Origin of the sequence: Paeniglutamicibacter kerguelensis (genome assembly GCF_017876535.1) — a bacterium.
In the GTDB taxonomy this organism is placed as follows: Bacteria; Actinomycetota; Actinomycetes; order Actinomycetales; family Micrococcaceae; genus Paeniglutamicibacter; species Paeniglutamicibacter kerguelensis.
In genome coordinates, this window is the sequence record NZ_JAGIOF010000001.1 from 1957881 (window position 1) to 1982951 (window position 25071).

Below are 25071 nucleotides of genomic sequence, written 5' to 3' on the forward strand. Positions count from 1 at the left end.
CGCATCTTCCTTTCCGGATGCGGGGCCGGCCGGGCGCCATGCCCGGCAGAAAGGGCCCACAAGCCATGAACCCCACACCACAGACCGCCACCCCCGAAGAGCTCAAGGACTGGATCGCTTCCGGCTCCGACGTCGTGGTGCTTGACGTGCGTTCCGCCGCCGAATTCGAAACCCTGCACATCTTGGGCTCCTACAACGTGCCGCTGCCGCTGCTGGCCGAACACACCGAGGAACTTGCTTCGAAGCTTGACACCAAGGTGGTGCTGGTCTGCCAATCCGGCGTGCGCGCCACCGAAGCCAAGACAAACCTCGCGTCGGTCGGATTCGACAACGCCCATGTGTTGACCGGCGGCGTTCCCGCCTACAAGCAGGCCGGCGGCCGGACCGTTGAAGGGTCCAAGCGCTGGGACCTGGAACGCCAGGTGCGCATGGCCGCCGGCTCCCTCGTGATCGCCGGGCTGGCCGGAGGGAAGTTCCTTTCCCCGCAGATCCGCACGGTTGCCGGTGTCATCGGGGCGGGTCTGACCTTCTCCGCGGCCACCAACACCTGCGCCATGGGCAAGGCCCTGGCCAAAATGCCGTGGAACAAAACCGGCAACGATCCGACCCGTGAATCGGTCATCGCCCAGCTTCCGTCCAAGAAGTCCTAGCACACACCCGGTTTTCCGGGCTCGGGTCGCGTTGATCCGGGCCCGGAAACCACCCACACCACTTGCCCCCCCCGAAGGAGTAGACCATGCCAGAAATCACCATCACCGATACCGACCAGCGACGTGCCGAGGACCAAATCCTCGATGTACGCGAAGACTTCGAAGTCACTGAGGGCATGATCCCCGGTGCCCTCCACATCCCCATGGGCGAGCTGAACACCCGCCTAGGTGAAATCGACCGGGCCCGCCCCGGCATCGTCATCTGCCGCAGCGGCAACCGCAGCGCCCGCGTCGCCGATGCCCTCACCGGGGCCGGATTCACCGTCGACACCATGGCCGGCGGCATGATCGCCTGGCAGCGCGCCGGCCTGCCCGTCACCTAAAGCCACCCACCGGCGCCGACCCCGCGCGACCCCCTGCCCTTCCTCCCCAGACAAGGCCCCCCTCCATGACCCTCACCCTCGCGCTCACCCTCCTGCTCTCGGTGCTGATCGGGATCTCGCTCGGCCTGCTCGGCGGGGGCGGGTCCATCCTCACGGTCCCGATCCTCACCTACGTCGCAGGCATGAACCCCAAGGAAGCCATCGCCGCATCCCTCTTCGTCGTCGGCGCGACCTCCGCCGTCAGCGCCGTGACCCATGCCCGCAAGAAGCGCGTGCAATGGCGCACCGGTCTGGTCTTCGGCGCCGCCGGCATGGCCGGGGCCTTCGGCGGCGGCCTCCTGGGGGGCCACATCCCCGGAGCCGTCCTCATGATCGCCTTCGCCCTCATGATGGTCGCCACCTCCCTGGCCATGATCCGCGGCCGCAAGAACCACACCACCGGTGCCCGCGACGCCGAACTCCCCGTTCCCAAGGTCGTCCTCGAGGGCCTGGTCGTGGGCCTAGTCACCGGACTCGTCGGCGCCGGCGGCGGTTTCCTCGTCGTCCCGGCACTGGCCCTGCTCGGCGGCCTGTCGATGCCCGTCGCCGTCGGCACCTCGCTGGTGGTCATCGCAATGAAGTCCTTCGCCGGCCTCGGCGGCTACCTCACCACCGTCATCCTGGACTGGGCATTGGTCGGCGGGGTCACCGCCGCAGCGATCCTCGGTTCCTTCCTCGGCGCCCGTCTGGCCGGCCGCATCCCCGAAGCGGCCCTGCGCAAGGGCTTTGGCTTCTTCGTCCTGGCCATGGGCGTCTTCGTCCTCGTCCAGGAACTCCCCTCCCCCGCCAACCTCTTCCTGGGCATCACCGCCGGCGCAACCGCGGCGGTTGCGGCCCTGTGCTGGTTTGCCATCCCCGCATGCCCCCTGCGGCGTAAATCGCCTACATCCCCCGCTACCACCACGGCAACCGAAGCCCACTAGCCGCCGGCTCCTCGCCGTCCTGCCCTCCAGTCCCAGCACACCAGGAGTTCGAGCATGAAGCAGTCCACCGCCGGGTCCCTCCCCGCCCTGGGTTTGCGCGCCAACGCGGCGCAATTCGTCCTGCTCGTCGCGGTCAACGCACTCGTCGGGGGCATGGTCGGGCAACAGCAAACCGTCCTGCCTCTGCTGGCCCACGCCGAATTCGGCCTGAGCGGATACACGTTCCTCTTTGCCTACGTTGCCGCCTTCGGGATCGCCAAGGCAACCTCCAACTGGTTCGCGGGAACCCTCTCGGACCGCTACGGACGCAAACCCGTGCTGCTGGCCGGGTGGCTCTTCGCCATTCCGGTGCCGCTGATGCTCATCTTCGCCCCGGACTGGGGCTGGGTCGTCGCCGCGAACGTGCTGCTGGGCATCAACCAGGGCCTGACCTGGTCCACCACCGTCATCATGAAGATCGACCTGGTGGGCCCGGCACAGCGCGGCCTGGCCATGGGGCTGAACGAGGCCGCAGGTTACGGGGCCGTGGCAGCCACCTCGATGCTGGCCGGATACCTCGCCGAGCACTACGGGCTGCGCCCCGCACCCTTCCTCCTGGGCATCGCCTACACCGCCCTGGCCCTGCTGCTTTCAGGCCTATTCGTCAGGGAGACCCGCCCCCACGCACTTCTAGATGCCGAAAACATGACTACCCGGGCCGCCTCCGTGAGGCATGGCCGGGACGCCAACCTGGCCAACCGCCAAGTCTTTGCACTGACCAGCTTCCGGGAACCGGCCTTGTCCTCGGCGAGCCTGGCCGGGCTGGTGAACAACCTGAACTTCGGACTTTCCTGGGGCCTGTTTCCGCTTCTGTTCGCCACCGCGGATCTCAGCACCAGCCAGATCGGCCTGCTTTTCGCCCTCTATCCCGGGGTGTGGGGCATTGGCCAGATGTTCACCGGCGCCCTCTCGGACCGGATCGGGCGCAAACACCTCATCACCGCCGGCATGCTGACGCAGGCCGGGGCCCTGGCGGTCATCGCGCTCGGCCACGGCTACGGTGCCTGGGCGGCCGGAACGGTGTTGCTCGGCGCTGGAACCGCCATGGTCTACCCCACGTTGCTGGCCGCCGTCGGCGACGTCGCACACCCCATCTGGCGGGGACGAGCGGTGGGCGTCTACCGGGTCTGGCGCGATCTCGGGTACGCCGTCGGTGCCATCATGGGCGGGATCATCGCCGACCTGATGGGGCTGCACGCGGCCGTCTGGATGGCCGCCGCTCTCAGCGCAGCCGCAGCCCTGGCCGTCGCAGTTCGGATGTATGAAACGCACCTGCCTCCCAGAACCGCCGGCCCATGCGGGGGATGCGTCCGCAACGCTTCCGACCCGTCACACCAGCACGTAGCATGATCGAAGAGCTGAGTGTCCCGGCCATCGCAGACCGAGTATTTCCCACGGCACGGGGCCACACCACAACCCCAGGAGAAACGCATGACGTACACCCACGCCATCACCGTCCCGATGTCATGGCAAGACGCCGTTGACAGGACCCGCAGCGCCTTGGCGGAACAGGGATTCGGTGTCCTGACGGAGATCGATGTGAAGGAGACCTTCACCCGGAAGCTGGGCCAGGAAGCCGGGGACACCGTGGGGGACTACATCATCCTGGGGGCCTGCAACCCGCAACTGGCCCAGCGCGGCATCACTGCGGAACCGCAGCTGGGCGCACTGCTCCCGTGCAACGTCGTCGTGCGTCGCGCTCCCGGTGCAGCGGAAACAACCATCGAGGCGATCGACCCGCAAACCATGGTCCAACTCAGCCAGAGCGATGCCACGCGCGAGGTCGCCAACGACGCCGATACTCGCCTTCAGTCGGCGTTGAAGGAAATTTCCGGGAAATAGGGACTCTAGAGACCGAACTGAATGGCAGACGTTGCTGGCATGGTTCTCGCATCGCTATCTGACGCCGATTTCTGCGCGGAGCTCGGTGTCCTCAAGGCCGACGGTGCCGAAGCGCCAGACGGTGGTGAGGACATCACCGGCGTCGACCATTGATCGCAAGGCGAATGAACGGTGCGGAGCGTTGGTGCCCACGTGCCGTCCGGTTGAGCGGATAAGCCCAATACGGACCGTCTCGAAAACCCACGTGTTTCCGGACACCAGAACGGAACAAACTCATTCAAATTCTTCCGCACTACTCTTGCTCGCTTTACTGAGTCCACACTGGATCACGGACAAAGCGCCAGTCAGAAGTCATGGACACGCACTGCCAGCTGTCCACCGCGCGGTCCATCCTCGTTGGACCTGCCCACAGGTTTGGCCTATCTGTTTGTTCCACCGTGAGGCCTCCAACGCTGCTTCCCCATATGGGCATGCGACCCAACACACTTTGGTTCAGTTCTAATGGAGCCTTCCCCGGCCGTACCGGCTACCCACGGGGAAGGCGCGGCGCATCAGTTGCGGAATCTGGAAGCTTCTGGTCATCGCGCTTCGATCACTCCCATCATCCCGGCGTCCTCGTGATCCAGGATGTGACAGTGGTAGACGGTTTTTCCGGTGAAGTCATCGAAGGCGATCCGAACCCGGACGCTGCTGCGGGCCGGGACATTAACCACGTCCTGCCACCGGAGGGTGTCCACGGGAAGGCCCGCCTGTTCGATGACCTGCATGGGCCACACATGCAGATGCACCGGGTGGTCCATAAGACTGGTGTTCCGCAGCGTCCATTCCTCGACACCGCCAGCCGAAACAGTGGTATCGACCCTTGCCGGGTCGAAGGACTTGCCGTTGATGGTGAAATCCATCATCCCGGTGCCCGGCCCCATGCCCATGCCCATGGCGAAGACCAGTTCGCGCCGGGCCGCGACCGGCTCGGACCGGAGGTCCCGCGGCACCTGCTGCTCGGGTACAGGAACGAGGGTGGCAACGGGTGCACCTGCAACGGTGAAGGTCGCCAGGACCGCCCCGGATCGGCCAGCCGAAGAGCGCAGAGGCCCATTGCCGCCCATCATCGGCCCTATGCTTCCCCTGTCGACGGGCAGTGCCCGCAGCACAGCAGTGCCTGTCTGGGCGGTGACCAACAGATCGGCCCTGTTTCCCGGTGCCAGCAGCACCTCGTCGACTTTGGCGGGGACCCTGAATCGGCCGGAGTCCAGACCCAACAGTTGCAGCGACTGACCATCCAGGCGAAGCTTCAGGTGCCGGCCGGTGCAGGCATTGATGACCCTCCACCGTTCTCGCTCGCCCGGCCGGGCCGCCAGGCGCGGGTTCAGCTGCCCGTTGACGAGGACCAGGTTGCCTTCCCGGCCCATCATTTTCTCCATCACCGACACTGCGGCGATTCTTCCGCCCGGAGTCAGGGAAATGTCGGAGATCACCAGAACCCGTTCCCTACTCGTCGGGATGGGCTGGTCATCCTGGACGACAATGGCCCCATACAGCCCGCCGAAAATCTGGTCGGCGACAAAGCCATGGTGATGCGGGTGGTACCAGTACACTCCCGGCGGGTGATCCGCCGGCAGCTGGTACTCGTAGTCAAGGGACGTGCCGGGGCCAACGGAAAGCAACGGATTGTCGCCGTTGCCCTGCGGGGAAACATGCAGCCCGTGCACGTGCAGGTTCGTCGGGTCCCGCAGCCGGTTCTCCAGCGTCACGTTCAGCCGGTCTCCGGCCCGGAGGAACAGGGTGGGACCGGGCAGGGAACCGTTATAGGACAGTGCAGTGGCATCCTTGCCGGCGATCTTTACCTTCCCCAAGGCTGCTGAAAGCGTAAGTTGAAGCCGGCCATCGGCACTTCGTAGGGTCTGCGGTTCTTCCAGCTCCTGCCCGCGGGCGGCCTGAAACCCCTCGCCACTGGCCCACAGCAATCCTGCCGCACCCGTCGCGGTGGCCGCTGCCCCGACACTTACCAGAATCAGTGCGCTGCGACGACTAAGAGGTTGCATCAGGTTTCGCCCCTAAGGGTTTTGAGGCGTTCGCGGTATTCTTCGGTAGTCATTTCGCCCCGGGCATAGCGTTCATCCAAGATTCGCCGGGCGCTCCTGCCGTCGCGAGCCCCGCCTGAAAAAGACCGCACCGTAAGGATGCCCAGCAAGACGAGGCCGATGACCAGAAGCACCCAGAAGAGCCACACCCAGCCCATCATTGAACCATATCCATATCCATATCCATCCATCATTTTCCTTCTCCTTTCTTGCTATACCTGTCGCCCCCCCGGCTACAGCCCACCGCACCATTTGCGCAACGGTTCCCGGCTGCACCCGGCCACGAGCCGCTTCAAACGGATTCGCTTTCAATGTGCCGCCGTGCGGAAAATCGAAACGGTAGATTCAGCGATTTGCCGCCCGCAGCTGGTTGCCCGGTGACGACGAGGGCTGTATGTTGCCCCGATCTCGGCGCCACTGATGCCGGCCGGCTATTGCGGCACACCCTCGGCGGTGGAGGCCAGAGCCGCGCGTCTGCCTCGTTGGGGATGTCCTGCAGCGCAGGGTTGTCACGCACCTAAGATCACATAGTCCCCAATGGCATTGGCGGCTCCGGTACCGAGCTTGACTGTAAACGTAGCCCGGAGGTCAATTTCGGACAGAATCCAGAACCCCCGGGAAGCAAGGGCCCCGCGTGTCCGCCGGACGGCTTCATCCCATCCCACTGGGACGGTGACGGTACGGGTGTAGGACTTCGCGGTTCTCCTTAGGCTTGGATTCTCACCGGTTGCCCGTAGGCAAATGACTGAAATAATCTATCCAGGTCCCTCGTATTCATCCTCACCGCTTTCTGGGCGACGGCGCTGCCCTGCTCGCGCATTTCCTCCGGCATTCGGGCGTCCGCGCGCTGGCAGTAGACCCGCTGGACGACCGCTTCAGCTCACATTAATCACGCGGCCCAGGCACCCTGAGCCTTGGGAACTTCTGAAATTCACCGTATACCCCCAGCAGTGTTTTGTAACCACCCTTGTATGTCATTCTCGCTGCCCCTCCGCACAGCGGGAATCGCGTGTTCAAGGATTCGCCGGCGAGTGTGAATTGCAGGGGTAAATGGTTCTGGCACGAATTTCGTGAACGTGAAGGATCGGTGCTGTATGGTGTTCCCGCATCTGGACAAATCGATGTTGAAGTAGGTGCGCCATATTGACGGGACGACGCGCGTGTCTGTCCGGACCGTACGAACAGGGCATTCCCTTGTCCGGGCTGCCGGGTGCGGTCGCGGCGGGCGCACAACGGCTACCGGAGCCGGCCAACGGACACTGATTCACGATTCACGATTCACGATTCACGATTCACGATTCACGATTCACGAAAATCGTGCCAGAACCGGGTAATTGGCGTGTTTTTCGCAGCGGTAAATGTCGCATCGCCGAATGCCAAGGGTGCCGGTTCGCTTCGAACGGCGGTTTAGCTGCAGCTGGGTTTGGTTGGTGCCCTGCCCCGAGTTTCCCGCCCATGCGTTCGGGCATCTTGAGGCTGGCGCTGTTAGGCCCGATGATGTCGATGTGTTTGCCGTGATGCTTGTATTTTCGGTGATGGCATCCAGGGCAGCGATCGTGGAGGAGTCCCACAGGTGGGAATTGTGCATGTTGATGACGACGCGGTCGGGATCCCTGGCGTACCCGAACCGGGCACAGGGGTCGTTGAAGAGGTGGCGGACGACGTTTCCGGCGGCGTCCTGCGCACGTTGGGCATCTACACAATCCAGGTACTTGCCGGAATCTCCCACGGACCGCCCGTGATTTTTCATGCACGTTCACCGAGCACCGGACCTATGCTTGAGTTGATGCTTGTCCGTTCCGTCGAAGGAGAACTCGGATGTCCCGCATCATGTCGACCGGCCTGGCCAAGACGGGCCTCTTGCTCGGCTACAAGGTAGCCCGCGATACCGGGAACCGGCAGGCGGGCGGCGCCGTTTTGGCGGCCTGCGGCCTGGCCGCCTTCATCATCTGGAAAAAAGACGCCGGCACGGCCCGCGCTGCCGCCCTCACCGGTGCGTATATCGCGGCCTTCGGTGCGGCCCACCCGTTGGCCAAGAAGATCGGTGGCTGGCCGGCAGTGTTCACGGTCACCGGGGTCATGGCGCTGGCCTCGATGGTCTTCGGCGGGCACCGCAAGAAGCCCTAGTTCTACGGTCGCGCTGGCTCCGGTCCTTTACACGCCGCATGGAACCTTCAGGGAGACCGCCTAGAAAATGATGACGCGTACTCAAGATGCCGCTGAAAGGAACCGGGATGTCCGCTCGGCGGCGATGCCACCCCGCCGCCGGGCAACCACGGAGCCACTCGAGGGGAACCCGCCATGCGGGTCCTGATCATGTCGTTTGGTACCCGCGGCGACATCCAGCCCTACGCCGCCCTCGCCGGTGCGCTGGCCCGCGCGGGGCACGAGGTCACCCTTGCCGTCCCCGAGGGGTTCGCGGATCTGGTGCCGCACACCGGTCCCGGGACCATCACGCACCGGCCCGCCGGCTCCACGCTGCTGCGCCTTCTCCGGGATCTCATGCCCGAGCTGGGCGGTCCCCTGGATGCCTTGCGGACACTGGGGATCATGACCTCCGCGATGCGCGAGTTGAATGCGGAGTGCTGGGCTGCCGCGCAGGCGGCGCGACCGGACGTCGTCGTGTGCCATCCCAAGTGCCTTGCCGGGCCGCACATCGCCGAGGCCCTGGGCGTGCCCGGGGTGCTGTCCCTCCCGCTGCCGTACTTCACCCCGACGTGTGCGCACCCCATGCCGTTCTTCGGCGGCGCCTCCTTCGGGGCGTGGGGCAACCGCGCGTCCTACGGGCTCCGGCGGATGGCCGGGGCCATGTACGGCGGCATGATCAACGACTTCCGGTGCGAGGTCGGTCTGGGCCGCATCGGCCGGCTCGCGGACCCGCTGAGGAATCCGGATGGCAGCCCGGTCCACGTCCTGTACCCCTACAGCAGGCACGTCCTGCCGGTCCCCGAGGACTACCCGACCTCGGCCCACGTCACCGGCTACTGGTTCCTGGACGACGGCGACGATGTCTGGGAGCCGCCCGCGCACCTGGTGGACTTCCTCGCGGCGGGCGAGCCCCCGGTCTATGTCGGGTTCGGGTCCATGGGCTTCGGCAAGGGGGCGAACGAGCGCCGGGACGCCATCCTGGCCGCGCTGCGGGTCCACGGCCTGCGCGGGATCGTCGCGACCGGGTGGGGCGGCATCACGCCCGGACAGGCCGGGACCGGCGACGTCCTGGTGCTGGAGGGCGCGCCCCACCAGTGGCTCTTCCCGCGGGTTGCGGCCGTCATACACCACGGAGGTGCGGGCTCGACCGCGGCAGGCCTCCGGGCGGGCCGGCCGACGCTGGTCGTGCCGTTCCTGGGGGACCAGCCGTTCTGGGGCGCGCGGGTCCATGCGCTCGGTGTGGGCCCGGCCCCGCTTCCGGCCAGGCGTCTGGGCACGGGCCTGGCCGGCCGCCTCGGCGATCTCGTCCACACCGGCTCCTACGCCTCCCGTGCCGCAGGGGTGGGCGCCGCAATCCGCACCGAAAACGGCCTCGCCGCCGGTGTCCGGGTCCTGGAGCAAATCACGGGGGTGGCTGCCCTCGACGAATAGAACAGCCAATGGCAGTCGCCCGCCCGGTCGCGACCACGACGGCGACCACCGCAAAGCCGGGCCCCGGGCGTTCGACACCGTACACACATCTGCCGCATCCTCTGGAACTCCTGCAAGAAGCAGAACAACACCACGACAAGGAAGGGTGCAGGCTGCACCCCGACCCGACGCCGTCAATCGATGGCCCACAACCCCATCCACCCTTCAGCTACTCGGCTGCCTGCTGAGAGGAGTCCTGCGGCTCCAGGCAGTTGTTCGCGTGGCGCGTCGCCTACTTGCCCCCGGGCCAAGTCTTGGGTTTCTTCGGCGAGGATGGGGGTATCAGGTAGCGATCGTTCGCATGGCGCAGCAAAGGCGTCTTTAAAGAAGGGGCCGAACCATGCGGCCGCCTTTGCAATGCTTTCCGCATGCACACCACGCCATGGCTTTCCGGCCTTGGCGGTTCACACCGCCTGCATGGGCCTGCCGCCGGCCGGGAACCGGACAGATGGCAGGTCGAGGGCTACCCATTTCCGGCGGATAGTCGCGTTATCGACGGATAATTCACATTTTCGCGAGCCACCCTTCCACCCCGTGGTCGCCCCGTCGTTCAGCGGACCGGCCCGGTCTCGGGGAACGGCGGGAGTTCAACGGCGTCGTGGAAGCTCCTGCCCATCACGATGTCGGCCACGTGGGGCAGGCCCATTGCTTTCATCACCGTGGTCCGGGCGAGGAGCTGGACTCGGTTCTTCGGTGCGAAGGCCAACCCCAACCCCTCGGCGGCAGCCTGCTTGGACGCCAGCAACGGCATGAGCCGCTCCTCGTAGCGGGCAAACGCCACGCGATGGTCACCACCGCGGGCGATTTCCGCCGCCAGGGTGTAGGCCTCGACCATGGCCAGGGCGGAGCCCTGGCCTGCAAGAAATGACGGACACGCCGCCGCATCTCCCACCAGCGCAACCCGCCCCCTCGTCCAGGACGGCATCCGGATCTGGCTCACGGAGTCGAAGTAGAAGTCCTTGGCCCGGGCCATCGCCTCCAGCATCGCGGGCACCTCCCAGCCTTGTCCTTCGAGCTTCTCCCGCAGCAGTTTCTCCTGCGCACCCCGGCCGGCCGGAATGTCCCCCTCATGCCGGAGGCTGACGAGGAACAAGGTGGCATCGTCGCGCAGCGAAAGCCTGACTGCCTGGAAGCCGACGCCGGCGTACATCACCGCGACCAGGTCGTTGCGTTCCGGATACCGTTCGACTGCGAACGCGGCCACCACCATGCCCAGGTATTTCTCGAATCCTCCATCCGGGCCGAACGCAAGCCTGCGCACCCTCGAATGCAGGCCGTCGGCACCGATGACGAGGTCGAAGTCACCGGTCCTGCCGCTGTCGAAGACGACCCGAACCCGGTCCCCGTCGTCTTCGAGTGCCCCGACGGTGTCACCGAGGACCAGCTCGACCGCACCGCCGATGGATTCATAGATCACGGCCGCAAGATCGGACCGGGCAAGGCTCAGGTACCGTTGCCGCGATTCCATGATGGCCTCGGGCCTGAACGAGGCCACCGTCCGGCCGGCCCGGTTGACGGCCCGTGCTTCGGTCATCACGTATCCGCGCCGGCGCAGTTCAGGCACAAGGCCCATCTTTTCCGCAACGTCGAAACCGGCACCCCAGAAATCTACGAGGTACCCGCCACGGCGCAGCTCCGGGGCGTGCTCCACGATCGTGACTTCATGCCCGGACCGGTGAAGCCAGTAGGCCAGGGTTGGACCGGCAATTCCTGCACCAACAATGAGCACCCTCACGAGGGGATCCTTCCCGCACGCCAACCAGGACACCAGCCTAAACCGGCAGCACACGTCCATCCAGCCCCGGGTTGTCGGGGTGCCTCAGCGACTGGAAACACCACGCCTGAAGGGACCACGGTGTCGACAATCGGCACCCTCCGGGTGAAGGACGGCACAACATCACGATCGCCGCGGTAAAACGCAAGAACGGTGCATGGGGCTAGGCCACCGTCCAAACGATCCTGGCCAGGCCGAGGAAATCATGGTGGCAGGAACCACTTCGGCCGCCGAACGATTCGCCACGCTCCTCATAGACGCTGCAACAGAGGAGACGCGGTGGCTCCCTGCGGTCTTGCCCGGTGCGGAGCCAACGCATGAGCATCGAGAAGATTCGGGGTTGCCTATCGACCCAAGCACCTGTCGTGTACCAAACTGGGACCAATACCAGAAGGCCATTACCGGTGGCTTTCCGAAATCGGTGGCACGGGGAGCATAACGGCATGAGTGGCGACACCATCGGGACGATTGCCTTCTTCACCGTCACCGGCACATTGTTGGTCTGGCTCATCATCATCTTTATGCGCGCCACAAAATAATGGGCCCACGGCACCGCTGCCACTCCACTCAAACGAGATTTGGGACTTTCACCTCGGCAACAGCACAGCAGGCTTACCCATGCCAAGACGGCACCGAGTAGTACAAGATGATGCTGGCCACCGGTGGCGCGTTTTCTTGATTACCCGGAGTGAACTCGTCTTGAAAACCTACAGTTTTTTGAGACATGGGAACGGGTCCCCATCCGCCAATCGTCTTCGTTGAAGTCACGCAGCACGAAATGTCTTATAAAGTCATCCCGCCGCAAAACGTCTCGCGCGGTTGGCGTTTAGGGGTTTCTGAGCCAAAATGGCGGCATGAGACATTTGGGATACACACGGGTGAGCACCTCGAGCCAGGATGCGCAGTTGCAGCTCGATGCACTGGTCACTGCCGGGGTGCAGAAACGCGACGTGTTCGCCGACGTCACCTCCGGAAGTCGGACCGCGATCGAGCGGCCCGGGATGAAGAAGCTCTTGGAATACGCCGAGTCCGGGGACACCGTGGTGGTCTGGCGGGTCGACCGGCTCGGCCGTTCCCTGATCGATGTGCTGAACACCGTGAACCTGCTGCGCGAACGCGGCGTGAACGTCCGATCCATTGCGGACGGGATCGACCCGGCAACCTCCACCGGGCGGATGATGCTGAACCTGCTGGCCTCCCTGGCCGAGTACGAGCGCGAGCTGATCGTGGAGCGGGTCAACGCGGGGATCGCCGCCGCCCGGCAATCCGGCACCCGTTTCGGCCGTCCGCTCGTTGATCCGACGGTGATCGCCGACAAGCTCGCCATCGCCAAGGACGCCCGCGCAAAGGGCCGCACCGCGGAAGACGCGGCGCGCCTGGTCGGGTGGAGCCGCGCGACGCTTTACCGGCACCTCGGCGAAGCAGCCCGCTCCGCCAAGAAGCAGTAGCTACCTGCAGGCTGGTGATGTAACGACGCGGGCCGGCATTGCTGGGCTAGCCGGATACCGGCGACGCATGGACGGCCACCGACTGCGAAGAACCGGTGTTAACCAACGGTCGTTTACGTGACACGCCATTTTCGAAAAAACATACCACGTTCGAAATTTGTCACTTAACCAGTTACTTATTCTAAGTCATGCAAAGGATGCTTGATCCGCAATATGTGACAGCGTTTCGAGGTGACTGCCGAGGGCGGTGACGGCCGCCCCCACGGTAGGACAGCTTCCGGGGTCCGGTACCGGATGGGAGCGAAGGGTTCCACCAAAGGGCGTCTTTTACTGATGTGATGCACAGTGGTTAAATCCGCACTCGGTTGGGTCGCGGACGCAGTGACGCCGGGCCCGATGAAAATTGGTGCAGAGGACTTCTGAAAAGTGACGGCTGGTGCAGCGGACTATTGAGCAGAATGCCTGTTGTGCAGGCCGCTGTAACCAGCCGGGTGTTCAAACCCGCCTGCACAACCCCCGCGTTACCAACGATGCCGGTGCAGGCGAAATCGAACAACGACACTATTTAACGGTCGGGCTTTTGGTGCTCGGGTGTCGCGGTGCGGGTTCGGTTTACGAACAGACTGTCGAGGGGTCACCAGATAATCAATGACTGATCAGCGGGTCCGGTTGTAGTGTTCAAGCATGGCTGACGAAACATGGATCGTTCCACCTCCGGCGCCACCCATCCACGGCTCTGAGCCGTTTGTCGGCGCGGATGCCACGGTCGTTGACTTCTGGCGGTTCGCCATGAGCGATCTGCGCATGAACAACACCCGTGGGTATCTCGCTGAGTTTCTGGTCGCGAAGGCTTTCGGGTTGAGCAATGTCAGCAGGGTGGAGTGGGACGCGTACGACTTGCAGTTGGACAAGATCCGGGTCGAGGTGAAGTCGTCGGCCTATCTTCAGGCGTGGGAACAGCCCAGACCGAGCCGAATCGTCTTCAGCGGCCTACGTGGTACCCGATATCACCCGCGCCACGGCTACGACCCCGGTGGAAAGGGACTGAACGCCCACGTGTATGTCTTCTGTCTCCAGACTGCAATGGACCACGAGGACTACCGACCGCTCGACCTGGCCCAATGGTCGTTCTATGTAGTGAAACGCAGCGTTCTGGAACGCCAAGGGTCTGCAAGTGTTGGGCTCGATACTGTCCTCCGGCTTGCCGACGGCGACACTGCGTGGGCGGAGTTGCGTTCAACCGTGCTTCAGGCCGCAGAAGGCGAAGAAGTTGACGATGCGCCTTGGTGGGTGGAGCCAGGTGGAGATGGAGTATCGAGCCTTAGCCGGATGGGGGCGGTTGAGCCCTCCCGGCACGGTTCCTTTTGCGGAGGTACCAGCGCCGTGCAGTCGGCTTCGAACATCCAGCCAAGTCGCCGTGGAGGAAAATGACACTTGAAGGCCCGCCGCCCACCGGTGACGGGCCTTCAAGTTTGCACGCAACGGCTTAGCGCCCGATGATCCATGCTTCGAATTCGACGGGACGCTTGTTTTTATCGCTGTCCCAGTACACGAGCACCCCGACGCCGAGGCTGGACAGGTTCTTCTTCAAGAAGTCCTGGTAGGCCGACTCGTAACCCGGGTGGCCGTTGATCTTCTTGTAACCGGCCACCCGGCCCGCTGCGTACCAGTCGTTGTCCTTGACCTTGTAGCCGTCAAGGGCCGGACCTGCCCACGAAAGACTTGCGGGGAATGCGTCCAGGGCGTCAAGGTCCGAAGCATCGCCCAGGTTGAAAGCGTTGTCGGAAAGGAACCCACTGAAGTAGAGCGACTTGAGTCCCTTGGTCTTTCGATAGTCGTTGATCGCCTTCACCTCGCCATCCTGGTAGCCCGCGAAATAGGATTCCCAGGCGACGACCCCGACCTTCAGGGACTGGGTCTTGGTGACCGTCTTGGTCTTGGACCACTGCTTGCCCGAAGGCAGCTTGTACTTCACCGTCTGGGTGACCTTGTACGTGCCCGGCTTGAGGTTCGCCGCGGTCCTGTTCTTCGCGAGGGTCTTCGACCCCTGCCTGACGGTCAGGGTGGCCGAGACGATCTTGCTCTTGCCGCTTTTTGCATACGCCGGCTTGACCCTCACCGTATTCACTGTGACCGTTTTGGCGCCGATGGCCTTGACCGTGACGCTGTTCTTCACCGGCTTCTTGGCGACCACCGAGACACCGGCCGTGACAGCCGGGGCGGCCGGGGCCGCGTTTGCAGCGACCGGGCCGAAGACGAGGGCACCTGCCAGGATCGCGGATCCTGCGAGGGTGATGGCTTTCTTGAACATGCAACTCCTACGGTGTGCGAGTGAGGACAGGGCCAGCCAGCAATCACTGCACAAAACCCCCAGTGGAAGCCTATATTTCAATTCGATGGGTGTCCATGAAAGCCGAACGCCCCCAACCACCAGACGATGTCCCCGGGACCACCCCAGGAGAAGGAATGAAGCGACACGGTATTGCATTGAAGTCATCCAGGCCAGGGAACTCCGTGCTTCGAGTTCTCAGCGATGATAGGAACGCAGGGTCTTAGCAAAGAATCCTTTGATTAGATTCCAACGGGATGGTAACTTGGTCCGCGCCGAACCGAGGCGTCCACGATCTGGTGACCCAATCCGGTATGAATGTAGGTATGAAAAGATCTTGGGCTGACCTAGAACCGCGAAGCATCGACAGGGCGATCGGGCTCTGGCATGAGCTCGGGTGCGAGGAATTCATTGCCCGAACAAGGTTCAAAGAGTCCCATCGGTATGTAGTGATCGACCGTGGGCAGCAGATCGCCAGCAAGCCCCTGGTAGCTATGGCCTTCCAACTGCAATTCAACTGCAGCGAAGAAGGGCCTCCACCGCTATCCGGCGGAGGCCAGACGCGAACCATTCTTGATCGGTTGGGATTCAAGCTGGTGGACCTCCACGCTGAAAAGTCCCAAGAAACGTCCGAACCCCTCAGGATCGCGATCGGTCCCACCACGAAGTTCTGGTGGGCCAACCAATCTGCGAACTTTGATCCCGTCTATGACGACGGGACACTCTGGGCACCCCTGAGGGACCGTCGCGGCCAACAGGTTGACCACTGGCGAACCCTGGACGACGCTCGCCCCGGAGACCTCGTTTTTCACTATGCCAGCCCGGAGATCCGCGGTCTCAGTCGTGTGGCAACCATGCCGCAGCCGGCCTATCCGCCCCGCGGCTATGACGATGTGCCTGCCGATACGAAGGGCAGTCTGTTGCTCACGGAACCGGTAAATGAGATACGGGTTCCCCGAGGTCAAGCCCTCGGCGTGCTCGACAGCGGGCAGGGCCCGGTCACCGCAAGCGGAACCCTGAGAAATGGCTATTTCTTCCCCGTGTATGCCGACCATGCCCTGGAACTACTGCGGCAGGCAGGCCTGGAGACGGTCAACCAAGCGGCGGCCGACGCCGACGCCCGTGCCGAAACGCCCGAGCAGTTTCTCGGAGGCGCGAGCGACAGGCTGGCTATCGTGGCAGTCCGGGCAGAACAGCGTTTCTTGCGAGGCCAACAGCTGCGGCGCTGGGGCGGTTTGTGCTTGCTTTGCGGCCAGACGCTCCCGAAGGAACTGCTCGTCGCGGCACACATCAAACCCCGTTGGGCCTGTTCGGAGAACGAACGCATGGACACCCGAAACGTCTCCATGCTCGCCTGCTTGTTCGGTTGCGATGCCCTCTTTGAGCTCGGCTACGTTGTCGTCGGCGAGCACGGAGCCATCGAGCGTGGCAGCCACAGTAACGTGCAGATCGAAAGCCGGATACGAGAAATCGTCGGACGACAGTGCATGGCCCATGACGACAATTCGCGGCGGTATTTTGCCTGGCACCGGCAACATCATTCCAGCAACCCCGGCACCCAACAATAGAGGGAACACAGGCTAACCCCGGCAGTCCCGTTCACCAGCAGGGCGCCATGGGCAATTCTGCTCTTCGTTACCGTTCGGATGGAAGCGGTTCGCGGCTAGAGAATTTTGCCTTCCCGGAGACGAATCGGGTTTAACGCCGACAACGGCACGTCTCTGTCGAGGTTTCCGTCAACGTGAACATGTCCAGTTAGCTTCCGAGAGCGTGCAAGAATACCGTCAGCAAAATCAAGCCGTGATCCTAACCAGACGTAATTCACTCGTTTCCTGCCGTCGGGTTGGGGTATGCCCCAGAATGACGTGCGTTGTTCGGTGATCTTGTTTTGCACAATGCTGCCCTGCCATAATCCGGGCATGGACAACATCACCATACGCTGGGTAGGTGAAACACCTACCGATGCATGGGGCCAGCTTGCGGCCTTTACCGACGACGGGAGCGTTATCGGCCAGGCGACATACAAGCGATGGGAGCAGAAACCCGAACTCACGTATCTCAGTGGTTTCTTCGTCGAGAACGAGTATCGGAAGCATGGCATCGCAAGTGACATGATGCATACGGTCTTCGATCGTCTGGGCCGCGACCGCCCGTACATGGTGAAGCTTTCCGGAAACTTGGACCGCCTCTTCATGGAGGCCATCGCGGCCGAGGAAGGCGCACCCAAGCTTTTCGAGATGCTTGAGGACCGCTCGTACAAGCCGATGAACTAACAACGCCCCTGGGGTTCTCTGCTTGGCCCCGGACCAACGGCACTCGCCTTCGCTAAGGAAACAGCTACCGCTTCATCACTGGTTGGAGGTGAAGTATGAGCAACGGGCGGCCCCCACATCATGGGTCGATGTCAGTGAGTCCCAATTACGCTGTCGGTGCCCTTCCTAGATCCCCATGTCGACAGACATGTCCCAACAAACGTCCGGTCCGGCCTTCCCTGCACCGGATATCACGAGACACCTTGTTGAGACCGCAGTGTCGTCGTTAGCCCGTGCCTTCGCTCCCTGCTGGAACAGCACAACCGCTCTCAGCAAACGCCATCCTTTGCTGAGACCCTGGCCTGCCTGTCGCCGGGTCGAACTCGAAGCTGTGAATCGCAGGGCTAATTGGCAGTGAATTTGCAGCGCTTAGTGGCCGATGATGAGGGTTTCCCTTGCGGCGTCGACAATCTCGGGAGTGAGAGTGTCGAAGTGGTTGAGCGTTTGGATGCGTTTGATCTGGGTCAGGGGCCTGTCAACGAGGCGGAAGTTTCCGCCGGTGATCCGGACGATGGTCGCGACCGCGGTTGCGTGGGCGAGGTCGCCCTCGGTGTCATTGGATCCGGCGGGTATTCGTTGGGCGAGGACGGCGGTGAGTTCCTCTGGGTTGAGTGGCCGCTATTCGTGGGCGAATCCGATACGGCTGTAGAGCTGGGGGTAGCGGGCGAGGCGCTTCTCGATGCCGGGCTGACGCTATGGATCTAGACGCCCTCGATTGCTTCCAAGCGGCCGGTCCGGACCGCGTCGGCGAAGGCCTGGTAGTCCTTTTCGTTCTGCTCGGCGTAGCGCTCGGAAAAATCGGTGATGGAGCGGTCGAACTTGTCGCTCTTGCCAAGGTAGGCGGCGATCGCAACCGAGTCACCTGACCGGGCGTGCGCGCGTGCCAGCGTCCAGCCGCAGGCGTGGGCATAGAAGGTCATGTCGAACGGATTCATCCCTTCCACAATGGCTGAGCCCTTCATGTCACGCAGCTGGCGCCAATACAGATACCGGTCGTCCCGTGAGGCCTTGGTCCACCCCAGGAAGATGTCGCTCGCGGCCTGCATCATCCGCTGCCCCTGCACCACGCGCTCGCCCGGCTGGCTGAACCGGCTCTTCGGCAAGTGGTCCTCGAGCACCGACGCCGTGGCTTCCTTGACCTGCAGGAACAGCGGATCCTTTTGATCGCGTCCTTGGAGCAAGACGATGATCGCCCGCGTGCCGACGCTGCCGACGCCCACGACTTTGCGGGCGACGTCGATGATTTCGAATTGTTCGAGCAGGTGACGCCGGTCGTCCGGCAGCGTGGCCCGGTAGGACCGGAGCTGCTCGGCTATCACGTGCTGAACTTCATCGGCAGACATGCCGTACGAATCTCCCAGCTCCCGGAAAGGGATGACGATCGGTGGCTGGCTGACGATCCGGTACTTCCCGTCCACGAGCTCGGCGAGCTTGGACAGTGCATGCAGGCTGTCCCGGGTGCGGGCCTTTTCAACGTTCCGGCGCCCCGCGTTTACCCTGCCCCGGGCCTCCTTCTTGAGGGCCTTGACCTTCTGGGTTGCCACGGCGAGGTCCATGGCGGCACTAAGCTGCTCCTCGGACAGGCGGGCGTACCAGATGTCCAGAGCGCGCATTTTCGCGAACCCGGCCATCGCTTCGCGGTAGGCCCGAACCGCGCGGAGTGTTACCTCGCGCGTTTCGTGCTTGCTGAACTCGTTGTTCCGCGCCGCGATTGTGAAGCTCGCGGCCATGCGCTTGACGTCATACTCGAACGGCCCGGGAAGCGTCTCGTCAAAGTCGTTCAGGTCGAACAGCAGTGTCCGCTCCGGCGAGGCGAACAAGCCAAAGTTGGACAAGTGGGCGTCCCCGCACAACTGGACGCGCAGGCCGGCCCGTGGGGTGTCCTTGAGGTCGGCGGCCATGATCTTGGCCGCGCCCCGGTAGAACGTGAACGGGGAGACCAGCATCCGGCCGTGGCGCACCGGCACGAGGTCCTGTTCCCGGGTGAGGTTCTGTTCCTCCAGGAGCGCGACCGGATCGGGCCGGTCGTTAGCGGGCTTCCAGCCCGTGTGGCTGGAGACGGGCGTCTTCTTGCGGTATCCCTTGCCTTTCGATTTACGTTCCTCGACGCTCCGGTGCTTGACTTTCTTCTCGGCCATGCTCAGCGACCTCCCTTTGATCTCAAGGGACCGGCACCGGCATCAGGTACCGGGGGTCAGTCCGTGCTGAGCGCGCCCACGCGCCTTGTTTCAGTGCTCAATCAGAACGGCTGCATAGATACATATCGAGCGAGCATCGAGGGCCTTGTGTTCCTCTCAGAATCACCGATCGAAGCTCGCACGTGAATCGTTCGGGAAGCGCTTGGCCAGGATATTTGTCGTGTTCACCAAGCCCTGCAGCATCTTGTCCGCCCTGACAATGCGATTGTGGCCCCGGCGCGGCCAACCGTCAATGCGCCGGGGAATGATCCGGTCACAGGGTGGCTATAGACGGTGACTTTCAGCCGGACCGTTGGGTTGTGCCTTCCGGCGCCATACGGGCGAAGGCCTTCTCACCGGAGGCTTGCCGAGGCGGCTCGGACAGCAGCCCGTGGAGCCCGTACGTAGAATCCTTCCCTGTCAGCGTTCCAGCGCCGCTGCGCGCCGTGGAGGTCGAAAATCGAGGCCGGGTCACCCTGGATCTTGACAGGTATTTCGGGTGCACTTAGCGTGTCATCCATGCGCGTAACGACGGTTGACGCACGACCCGGTCCGAGACCATGAGCACCGACGCCCCGGCAACGGCACGGACCGGCTCCGGCCTGGTGCTGGCGGTGCTGGCATCGAGCCAGTTCCTGATGACGCTGGACAGTTCGGTCATGAACGTCTCGATGGCCACTGTGGCCGCGGACCTGGGAACGACGATCGCCGGCATCCAAACGGCCATCACCCTGTATACGCTCGTCATGGCGTCGCTGATGATCACCGGCGGCAAGGTGGGCACCATCATGGGCCGCCGCCGGGCCTTCGGAGTCGGCTTGATCATCTACGGCATCGGTTCGCTGACGACGGCGGTGGCCCCGAACCTCGCGGTGCTGCTCTTTGGCTGGTCACTGTTGGAGGGGATCGGCGCGGCACTGATCATGCCCGCGATCGTCTCGCTGGTGGCGGCCAATTTCCCGCCCGAGCGCCGGGCAGCGGCCTATGGGCTGGTGGCTGCTGCCGGTGCGATGGCGGTGGCGGCCGGACCGCTGATCGGCGGCGCCGTCACCACTTTCGCCTCCTGGCGTTATGTCTTCGCCGGGGAAGTCGTCATCGTTCTGGCCATCCTGCTGGCCCTGCGCAAGGTCGAGGACGTTCCACCGGCCAAGGTCAAGCTCGATCTGGTGGGGTCCGCGCTGTCGGTCCTGGGGCTCAGCATGGTCGTGTACGGCGTGCTGCGTTCGGCCGAGTGGGGCTGGGTGCAGGCCAAGCCCGGCGCGCCGACGGTCATGGGACTATCTCCCGTGGTGTGGCTGCTGATCGTCGGATTGCTGGTCCTCTACGGGTTCATGCGGCGGATGTCGCACCTGGCCGCAACGGGCGGCGAGCCACTGATCGATCCCGCACTGTTCCGGAACCAGCGCCTCACCGGCGGGCTCAGCGTCTTTTTCGCCCAATTCCTGGTGCAGGCGGGCGTATTCTTCACCATTCCGCTGTTCCTGTCGGTGGTGCTGGAGCTGAGCGCACTGGAGACCGGGATCCGGATCTTCCCGTTGTCCGTGGCGCTGATTGCGGCCGCTGCCGGAATCCCCAAGATCTGGCCGCGGGCCAACCCCCGCCGCGTCATCCGGGTGGGGCTGGCCCTGATGATCATCGGCATCCTCATCCTCGTGGCAGGGTTGGATCCCGGCGCAAACGCAGCCATTGTGTCCGTCCCGATGCTGCTGATGGGCCTAGGGCTGGGGTCGCTGTCCTCCCAGCTCGGTGCCATCACGGTCTCCGCGGTGCCGGACTCGCAAAGCGCTGAGGTCGGCGGGCTGCAGAACACGGCGACCAACCTCGGCGCCTCCCTGGGCACTGCCCTGATCGGGTCGTTGCTCTTCGCCACCTTGAGCGCTTCGGTCCTCTCCGGCATCCAGGACAATCCCGCTGTCCCGGCCTCCGTGCAGGAGCAGGCCACAGTCCAGCTGACCGGCAGCGTCCCCTTCATTTCCAACACGCAGCTGCAATCCGCACTGGACGACGCGGGCGTCGATGAGGAAACGGCCGATGCCATCATGACCGTCAACGCCGATTCGCGCCTGGAGGCGCTGCGGGCCGCGCTGGCCCTCACCGCGCTGCTGGCGATCGCCGCGCTGTTCGTTACCGGACGGCTCCCCCGCGAGGCCGTCGGCACCCCGGACCAGTCTGCCCCCGCTGCGCAGCCCGCCGAACCCGACGAGCCCCATTAGCGTTCGCCGCCTGCCCCGCACGTGTATCCACCACCGACCATGACCTCACCGCCCAGATGAATGCCTTTTACTTTGGGTGGCCGCGAATCTAGCATGTCCCTGAGCGTCGTCACCGCCGTTGGCGTCGAGGGAACGGGCTCCTACGGGGCCGAGCTCGCCCGCGTTCTGGCCGACCACGGTTTCACCATCAGGGAGGTGAACCGACCCAATCGGGCCGATCGCCGCCTGCGCGGAAAGTCGGATCCGCTTGACGCCTACCAGGCCGCTGAATCCGTGCCGGCGGACCGGGGCACTTCCACGCCCAAAACACGTGACGGATACGTCGAGGCCTTGCGGGTGCTGCGCACCGCCCGCACCAGCGCATTGAAGGCCCGCACTGCCCTGCTGAACCAAATCAGTGGAGTCCTTACCTCTGCTGCGGATGAGGTCAGAGCAAAATACCGGGGTATGACCAGTGAATCGCGGGTCAAGGTCATGGCCGTCAGTCGGCCCTCCGGTGACCCGTCTGATCCGGTCGTTGCGACCCTCCTGACGCTCAAGCGGCTGGGTTCGCGTTACCGGTTCCTGAGCGAGGAAATCGTCGAGACCGATGCCGAACTGTCACTGATCGTTTCCACCCACGCCCCGGCGTTGCTGGACGTCAAGGGCGTGGGAATCGTGGTGGCGTCCCAGCTGCTGGTGACCTTTGGATCACTAAAAAGGTAAGGGGGGCGATCCCAGGGGGAATTTCATCCGCTCCGGGTGACGCGCCCCATGGGGTGCCGGCGAATACTTCAAGACACAAGTAGCCGGGAAGCCGCGCCGCGGCTTCCCTTGAATAGGTTCTTCGAAGGAGCACCCAGTGCAACACAGACCATCAACCACGGCAGGTGCCCTGGTCCTCGGCGCGGCAGCGTTCCTGCTGGCCTTGGCCGGATGCACCCCACAGGCCCCAACAGAATCGGTCTCACCGGCCCCCACGGAAATGGTTTCACCGGTCCCCACGGAAACGACCTCGCCGGTCTGCGCGTCGGCTGACGCCTTGGCCGAGTCACTCGACGAGTTCCGCGACTCCTTGACCCCGGACACAACGATCGAGCAGCTCGGCATGGCGCGGGACAAGGTGACAGCCTCCTACGATGCCCTTGCCGCGCAGGTGCAAGACGTCGCCCAAGACCGGGCCAAAGAACTAGAGACCCAAGTTGACAGTTTGCGGGCGGCGGTGGACGATGTGTCCACAGACGCGACGGTCTCGGACGCCGTCGATTCCCTGCGGGACGAGGCCGACGCAGTCGAAACGTCGTTGGGCAGCCTCGAGGACGAACTCACATGCTAGAGGTCGGAGGCCTTCTCAGGGGGATTCGACGCCTCCCGACAGGGCTGCCACAGCACTCTCAACGAGAACGCAGATCAGAGTGTGCACTCCTCTATCGGTGAGCCCTACCGGCAAACAGCCAACGGGCGATCCACAAGGAACTAGACGCTCCCTCGGCGTCGGGTCATTCAAAAAGGAGTAGCAGTGGACTTCTGGGACTTTCTTTGATTCCTGTTCTGGATCTACGCCTTCATGGCATTCCTGACCATGCTCATCTCGGTCATCGCGGATCTATTCAGGGACAGGGCGCTCAACGGCTGGCTCAAAGCCGTTTGGCTTATTTGCTTGGTGTTCGTCCCGATCATTTCCATCCTCGTGTACCTCATCGCGCGCGGGGATGGCATGGCGGCACGGAACCCGCGGCAGGCCATCGCCCGCCAAGATGCCCAATCGGCATACATCCGATCGGTGGCCGGCGTGAGCCTCAGCGACGAGATCGGCAAGGCCCGCGGCTTGCTCGACGCCGGCACCATCACCGCCGAGGAGTACACCCTTATCAAGGAAAGGGCCCTGAGCGGCTAGGAGAAACTACGACCGTGACCCCTCGGAACCGAGGAGCCACGGTCGCGCGATTCCTGCCGTCCCGCCCATTGGATGGCCCACAACGGAGAACAGGGTGCCGTGGCGTGATGTCTTCAAGTGCAGATAGACCGACCGCTGGCGCGCCTGCCCGGGCCCTGGGCGTCGTGATCGTTGGCATGTGCATTGCCATCTGGTGGCCCTCGTTCACGCTGGGGCGTGGGGAAAGCTGTTCTTCGAGCAAATCCTGACGGTTTGGGTCGCCGCGACGGCTGCATTGCTGATCGTCATATTCCGTCGCGACGGTGAGCGATATCGCATGCGCCGGGCGATCGCCTTGCTTCTGCCCAGCCTGTGGTTGGTGCTTGCCTTTGCCGGCAAGGCCGACGGAAGCCCACTCGACGTGATGAGGGAGGTCTTGGGCAGCGCCATTGCCGTCGTGGGGATTCCGGCAACGATGTGGGTATTGGCACGCATCATTTGGCCCGAACTCGGTGTGGGCCTGTCGTTGGCGCGGCGTGTCCTTGTCATTGCCTCGGTGCTCTTTATCGCCGTTTCCGCCTATCTGCTCGGCGTGAACCACGCGGCCTTCCTGACTTGTGAAGATTTCACGGTCAGCGGCAATTCAGAACCCCGGGGCTGCACGCCAAAACCCCGGGGCCAAGACCCCGCCGGAGGAGCGGCCGTGACGGCCGTGCTGCCGCCCGGGACTGTTCCCGGCCCAACATGGGGAGACCAACATGATTGAGGACCTTGCCTCGCTCCTGGTGATCGGTTCGGTCGCGGCCCTGTGCTCTCCCGCCTGACCCGGCAGAATTGCACCCATCCCGATCGTGGTGATCGAGATCCTTCTGGGAATCACGGTGGGACCCAGCCTGCTGGGATGGGCGAGGTCGAATGGGCGCATCCTGCTGTCGGAGTTTGGGCTGGCTCTTCTGTTCTTCGTGGCCGGCAACGAGATCGATTTCGCGCTCATCCGCGGGCGCCCCCTACGTGGGGTCTGATACTGGTACTGGTACGGGAATTCACGCTAAGGACGTACCAGTCTTCCTCAGGCCCCTATTCCAAGCGGACGATTCAGAGATCACCCTCGGTTAGGATGATTGAAAATCCCGTTCGTTGTACTTTCTCGGCTCCGAAGGCATCATCCTGGAATTCATCGCTTGCGACGCTGACGTGTCCACGGTTTCCAGCAAGGGTGAGAACCCGCAATTCTTGTCTATCGGTGAAGTTGGAATTGGCGTAGTCGGAATCCTGCTGGGGATCCACCGGCGCTGGGAGCACATCGAGTTGGCGAAAATGCGCACCGTTGGCGACTCCGAGATCATCGGGTTCGGTACTTACTAATCCACTGGGCAACGTTGCCCACT

25 protein-coding genes are annotated in these 25071 nt (G+C 63.7%); 19 read left to right on the plus strand and 6 right to left on the minus strand.

Annotation, left to right across the window (positions count from 1 at the left end):
- The first annotated feature begins 65 nt into the window (after window positions 1-65).
- The 5 genes from JOF47_RS08860 (at window position 66) to JOF47_RS08880 (ending at window position 3876) form a co-directional block, all read left to right on the plus strand.
- Complete coding sequence (locus JOF47_RS08860; RefSeq protein WP_209997223.1) at window positions 66-650, plus strand: rhodanese-like domain-containing protein; 585 nt, start codon at window positions 66-68, stop codon at window positions 648-650.
- A gap of 86 nt (window positions 651-736) precedes the next feature.
- Window positions 737-1033 carry a rhodanese-like domain-containing protein gene (locus JOF47_RS08865; RefSeq protein ID WP_209997224.1) on the plus strand — a complete coding sequence of 99 codons (297 nt, stop codon included), beginning with the start codon at window positions 737-739 and terminating at the stop codon, window positions 1031-1033.
- Window positions 1034-1098: 65 nt separating this feature from the next.
- The gene (locus tag JOF47_RS08870) at window positions 1099-1995 is read left to right on the plus strand and encodes a sulfite exporter TauE/SafE family protein (protein ID WP_209997225.1); all 897 of its coding nucleotides are present in this window, start codon (window positions 1099-1101) and stop codon (window positions 1993-1995) included.
- Between the two features lie 54 nt (window positions 1996-2049).
- The gene (locus JOF47_RS08875) at window positions 2050-3384 is read left to right on the plus strand and encodes an MFS transporter (RefSeq protein WP_209997226.1); all 1335 of its coding nucleotides are present in this window, start codon (window positions 2050-2052) and stop codon (window positions 3382-3384) included.
- 81 nt (window positions 3385-3465) lie between these two features.
- Entirely contained in the window at window positions 3466-3876 is a 411-nt protein-coding gene (locus tag JOF47_RS08880; RefSeq protein ID WP_209997227.1) for a DUF302 domain-containing protein, read from the plus strand.
- Window positions 3877-3930: 54 nt separating this feature from the next.
- On the opposite strand, the gene JOF47_RS08885 is transcribed toward JOF47_RS08880, so the two are convergent.
- The 3 genes from JOF47_RS08885 to JOF47_RS08895 form a co-directional block, all read right to left on the minus strand.
- Complete coding sequence (locus tag JOF47_RS08885; protein ID WP_209997228.1) at window positions 3931-4068, minus strand: hypothetical protein; 138 nt, start codon at window positions 4066-4068, stop codon at window positions 3931-3933.
- A 386-nt stretch (window positions 4069-4454) separates the two neighbouring features.
- Complete coding sequence (locus JOF47_RS08890) at window positions 4455-5918, minus strand: multicopper oxidase family protein (RefSeq protein ID WP_209997229.1); 1464 nt, start codon at window positions 5916-5918, stop codon at window positions 4455-4457.
- On the minus strand, window positions 5918-6151 hold the full coding sequence (locus JOF47_RS08895; RefSeq protein WP_209997230.1) for an SHOCT domain-containing protein: 234 nt from the start codon (window positions 6149-6151) through the stop codon (window positions 5918-5920). Before JOF47_RS08895 ends, JOF47_RS08890 begins: the two co-directional genes overlap by 1 nt.
- Window positions 6152-7775: 1624 nt before the next feature.
- Here JOF47_RS08895 and JOF47_RS08900 point away from each other — a divergent pair.
- Complete coding sequence (locus JOF47_RS08900) at window positions 7776-8084, plus strand: hypothetical protein (protein WP_209997231.1); 309 nt, start codon at window positions 7776-7778, stop codon at window positions 8082-8084.
- 189 nt (window positions 8085-8273) lie between these two features.
- Window positions 8274-9536 (plus strand): glycosyltransferase, encoded by a 1263-nt coding sequence (locus JOF47_RS08905; protein WP_209997232.1) that lies wholly within the window; start codon window positions 8274-8276, stop codon window positions 9534-9536.
- Window positions 9537-10125: 589 nt separating this feature from the next.
- Here JOF47_RS08905 and JOF47_RS08910 read toward each other — a convergent pair.
- Window positions 10126-11310, minus strand: coding sequence for an FAD-binding domain (locus JOF47_RS08910; RefSeq protein WP_342592747.1), 1185 nt, complete (start codon window positions 11308-11310; stop codon window positions 10126-10128).
- Window positions 11311-12203: 893 nt separating this feature from the next.
- On the opposite strand from JOF47_RS08910, the gene JOF47_RS08915 reads away from it, so the two are divergent.
- Together JOF47_RS08915 and JOF47_RS08920 are read left to right on the plus strand one after the other, a co-directional pair.
- Window positions 12204-12797, plus strand: a complete 594-nt coding sequence (locus JOF47_RS08915; RefSeq protein WP_209997233.1) for a recombinase family protein — start codon at window positions 12204-12206, stop codon at window positions 12795-12797.
- 684 nt (window positions 12798-13481) lie between these two features.
- Entirely contained in the window at window positions 13482-14228 is a 747-nt protein-coding gene (locus JOF47_RS08920) for a hypothetical protein (protein WP_209997234.1), read from the plus strand.
- Between the two features lie 55 nt (window positions 14229-14283).
- Here JOF47_RS08920 and JOF47_RS08925 read toward each other — a convergent pair whose 3' ends face one another.
- On the minus strand, window positions 14284-15108 hold the full coding sequence (locus tag JOF47_RS08925) for a hypothetical protein (protein ID WP_209997235.1): 825 nt from the start codon (window positions 15106-15108) through the stop codon (window positions 14284-14286).
- A gap of 344 nt (window positions 15109-15452) precedes the next feature.
- Here JOF47_RS08925 and JOF47_RS08930 point away from each other — a divergent pair, with 344 nt between their 5' ends.
- The 3 genes from JOF47_RS08930 to JOF47_RS08940 all read left to right on the plus strand — a co-directional run bounded on the left by JOF47_RS08930 (window position 15453) and on the right by JOF47_RS08940 (window position 18143).
- The gene (locus JOF47_RS08930) at window positions 15453-16694 is read left to right on the plus strand and encodes a ScoMcrA-related endonuclease (RefSeq protein WP_483428647.1); all 1242 of its coding nucleotides are present in this window, start codon (window positions 15453-15455) and stop codon (window positions 16692-16694) included.
- Window positions 16695-17045: 351 nt separating this feature from the next.
- Window positions 17046-17399: a GNAT family N-acetyltransferase gene (locus JOF47_RS08935; RefSeq protein WP_209997236.1), complete on the plus strand. Its 354-nt coding sequence runs from the start codon at window positions 17046-17048 to the stop codon at window positions 17397-17399.
- Between the two features lie 393 nt (window positions 17400-17792).
- On the plus strand, window positions 17793-18143 hold the full coding sequence (locus tag JOF47_RS08940; RefSeq protein WP_209997237.1) for a hypothetical protein: 351 nt from the start codon (window positions 17793-17795) through the stop codon (window positions 18141-18143).
- Here JOF47_RS08940 and JOF47_RS08945 read toward each other — a convergent pair.
- Window positions 18140-19576, minus strand: coding sequence for a DUF2252 domain-containing protein (locus JOF47_RS08945; protein ID WP_209997238.1), 1437 nt, complete (start codon window positions 19574-19576; stop codon window positions 18140-18142). The genes JOF47_RS08940 and JOF47_RS08945 overlap by 4 nt on opposite strands.
- A gap of 599 nt (window positions 19577-20175) precedes the next feature.
- Between JOF47_RS08945 and JOF47_RS08950 the strand changes: the two genes are divergently transcribed.
- From JOF47_RS08950 to JOF47_RS08980, 7 genes are all read left to right on the plus strand, one after another.
- Window positions 20176-21828, plus strand: a complete 1653-nt coding sequence (locus tag JOF47_RS08950) for an MFS transporter (RefSeq protein ID WP_209997239.1) — start codon at window positions 20176-20178, stop codon at window positions 21826-21828.
- Between the two features lie 93 nt (window positions 21829-21921).
- Window positions 21922-22533 (plus strand): IS110 family transposase, encoded by a 612-nt coding sequence (locus JOF47_RS08955; protein WP_209997240.1) that lies wholly within the window; start codon window positions 21922-21924, stop codon window positions 22531-22533.
- A gap of 136 nt (window positions 22534-22669) precedes the next feature.
- Window positions 22670-23143: a hypothetical protein gene (locus tag JOF47_RS08960; protein WP_209997241.1), complete on the plus strand. Its 474-nt coding sequence runs from the start codon at window positions 22670-22672 to the stop codon at window positions 23141-23143.
- 231 nt (window positions 23144-23374) lie between these two features.
- A complete protein-coding gene (locus JOF47_RS08965) occupies window positions 23375-23704 on the plus strand; it encodes a PLDc N-terminal domain-containing protein (protein ID WP_209997242.1) in 330 nt (109 codons plus the stop codon).
- A 193-nt stretch (window positions 23705-23897) separates the two neighbouring features.
- Complete coding sequence (locus JOF47_RS08970; protein WP_209997243.1) at window positions 23898-24449, plus strand: hypothetical protein; 552 nt, start codon at window positions 23898-23900, stop codon at window positions 24447-24449.
- A gap of 76 nt (window positions 24450-24525) precedes the next feature.
- Window positions 24526-24705, plus strand: coding sequence for a cation:proton antiporter domain-containing protein (locus tag JOF47_RS08975; RefSeq protein ID WP_342592854.1), 180 nt, complete (start codon window positions 24526-24528; stop codon window positions 24703-24705).
- Between the two features lie 115 nt (window positions 24706-24820).
- The gene (locus tag JOF47_RS08980; protein ID WP_209997244.1) at window positions 24821-25048 is read left to right on the plus strand and encodes a hypothetical protein; all 228 of its coding nucleotides are present in this window, start codon (window positions 24821-24823) and stop codon (window positions 25046-25048) included.
- The last annotated feature ends 23 nt before the right edge of the window (window positions 25049-25071 follow it).

What these genes read in the sequence shown, in the direction of transcription:
- JOF47_RS08860 (WP_209997223.1), top strand. Translation starts at nt 66, where the DNA reads ATGAACCCCACACCACAGACCGCCACCCCCGAAGAGCTCAAGGACTGG.
- JOF47_RS08865 (WP_209997224.1), top strand. Translation starts at nt 737, where the DNA reads ATGCCAGAAATCACCATCACCGATACCGACCAGCGACGTGCCGAGGAC.
- JOF47_RS08870 (WP_209997225.1), top strand. Translation starts at nt 1,099, where the DNA reads ATGACCCTCACCCTCGCGCTCACCCTCCTGCTCTCGGTGCTGATCGGG.
- JOF47_RS08875 (WP_209997226.1), top strand. Translation starts at nt 2,050, where the DNA reads ATGAAGCAGTCCACCGCCGGGTCCCTCCCCGCCCTGGGTTTGCGCGCC.
- JOF47_RS08880 (WP_209997227.1), top strand. Translation starts at nt 3,466, where the DNA reads ATGACGTACACCCACGCCATCACCGTCCCGATGTCATGGCAAGACGCC.
- JOF47_RS08890 (WP_209997229.1), bottom strand. Translation starts at nt 5,918, where the DNA reads ATGCAACCTCTTAGTCGTCGCAGCGCACTGATTCTGGTAAGTGTCGGG.
- JOF47_RS08895 (WP_209997230.1), bottom strand. Translation starts at nt 6,151, where the DNA reads ATGATGGATGGATATGGATATGGATATGGTTCAATGATGGGCTGGGTG.
- JOF47_RS08900 (WP_209997231.1), top strand. Translation starts at nt 7,776, where the DNA reads ATGTCCCGCATCATGTCGACCGGCCTGGCCAAGACGGGCCTCTTGCTC.
- JOF47_RS08905 (WP_209997232.1), top strand. Translation starts at nt 8,274, where the DNA reads ATGTCGTTTGGTACCCGCGGCGACATCCAGCCCTACGCCGCCCTCGCC.
- JOF47_RS08915 (WP_209997233.1), top strand. Translation starts at nt 12,204, where the DNA reads ATGAGACATTTGGGATACACACGGGTGAGCACCTCGAGCCAGGATGCG.
- JOF47_RS08920 (WP_209997234.1), top strand. Translation starts at nt 13,482, where the DNA reads ATGGCTGACGAAACATGGATCGTTCCACCTCCGGCGCCACCCATCCAC.
- JOF47_RS08925 (WP_209997235.1), bottom strand. Translation starts at nt 15,108, where the DNA reads ATGTTCAAGAAAGCCATCACCCTCGCAGGATCCGCGATCCTGGCAGGT.
- JOF47_RS08930 (WP_483428647.1), top strand. Translation starts at nt 15,453, where the DNA reads ATGAAAAGATCTTGGGCTGACCTAGAACCGCGAAGCATCGACAGGGCG.
- JOF47_RS08935 (WP_209997236.1), top strand. Translation starts at nt 17,046, where the DNA reads ATGGACAACATCACCATACGCTGGGTAGGTGAAACACCTACCGATGCA.
- JOF47_RS08945 (WP_209997238.1), bottom strand. Translation starts at nt 19,576, where the DNA reads ATGGCCGAGAAGAAAGTCAAGCACCGGAGCGTCGAGGAACGTAAATCG.
- JOF47_RS08950 (WP_209997239.1), top strand. Translation starts at nt 20,176, where the DNA reads ATGAGCACCGACGCCCCGGCAACGGCACGGACCGGCTCCGGCCTGGTG.
- JOF47_RS08955 (WP_209997240.1), top strand. Translation starts at nt 21,922, where the DNA reads ATGTCCCTGAGCGTCGTCACCGCCGTTGGCGTCGAGGGAACGGGCTCC.
- JOF47_RS08965 (WP_209997242.1), top strand. Translation starts at nt 23,375, where the DNA reads ATGGCATTCCTGACCATGCTCATCTCGGTCATCGCGGATCTATTCAGG.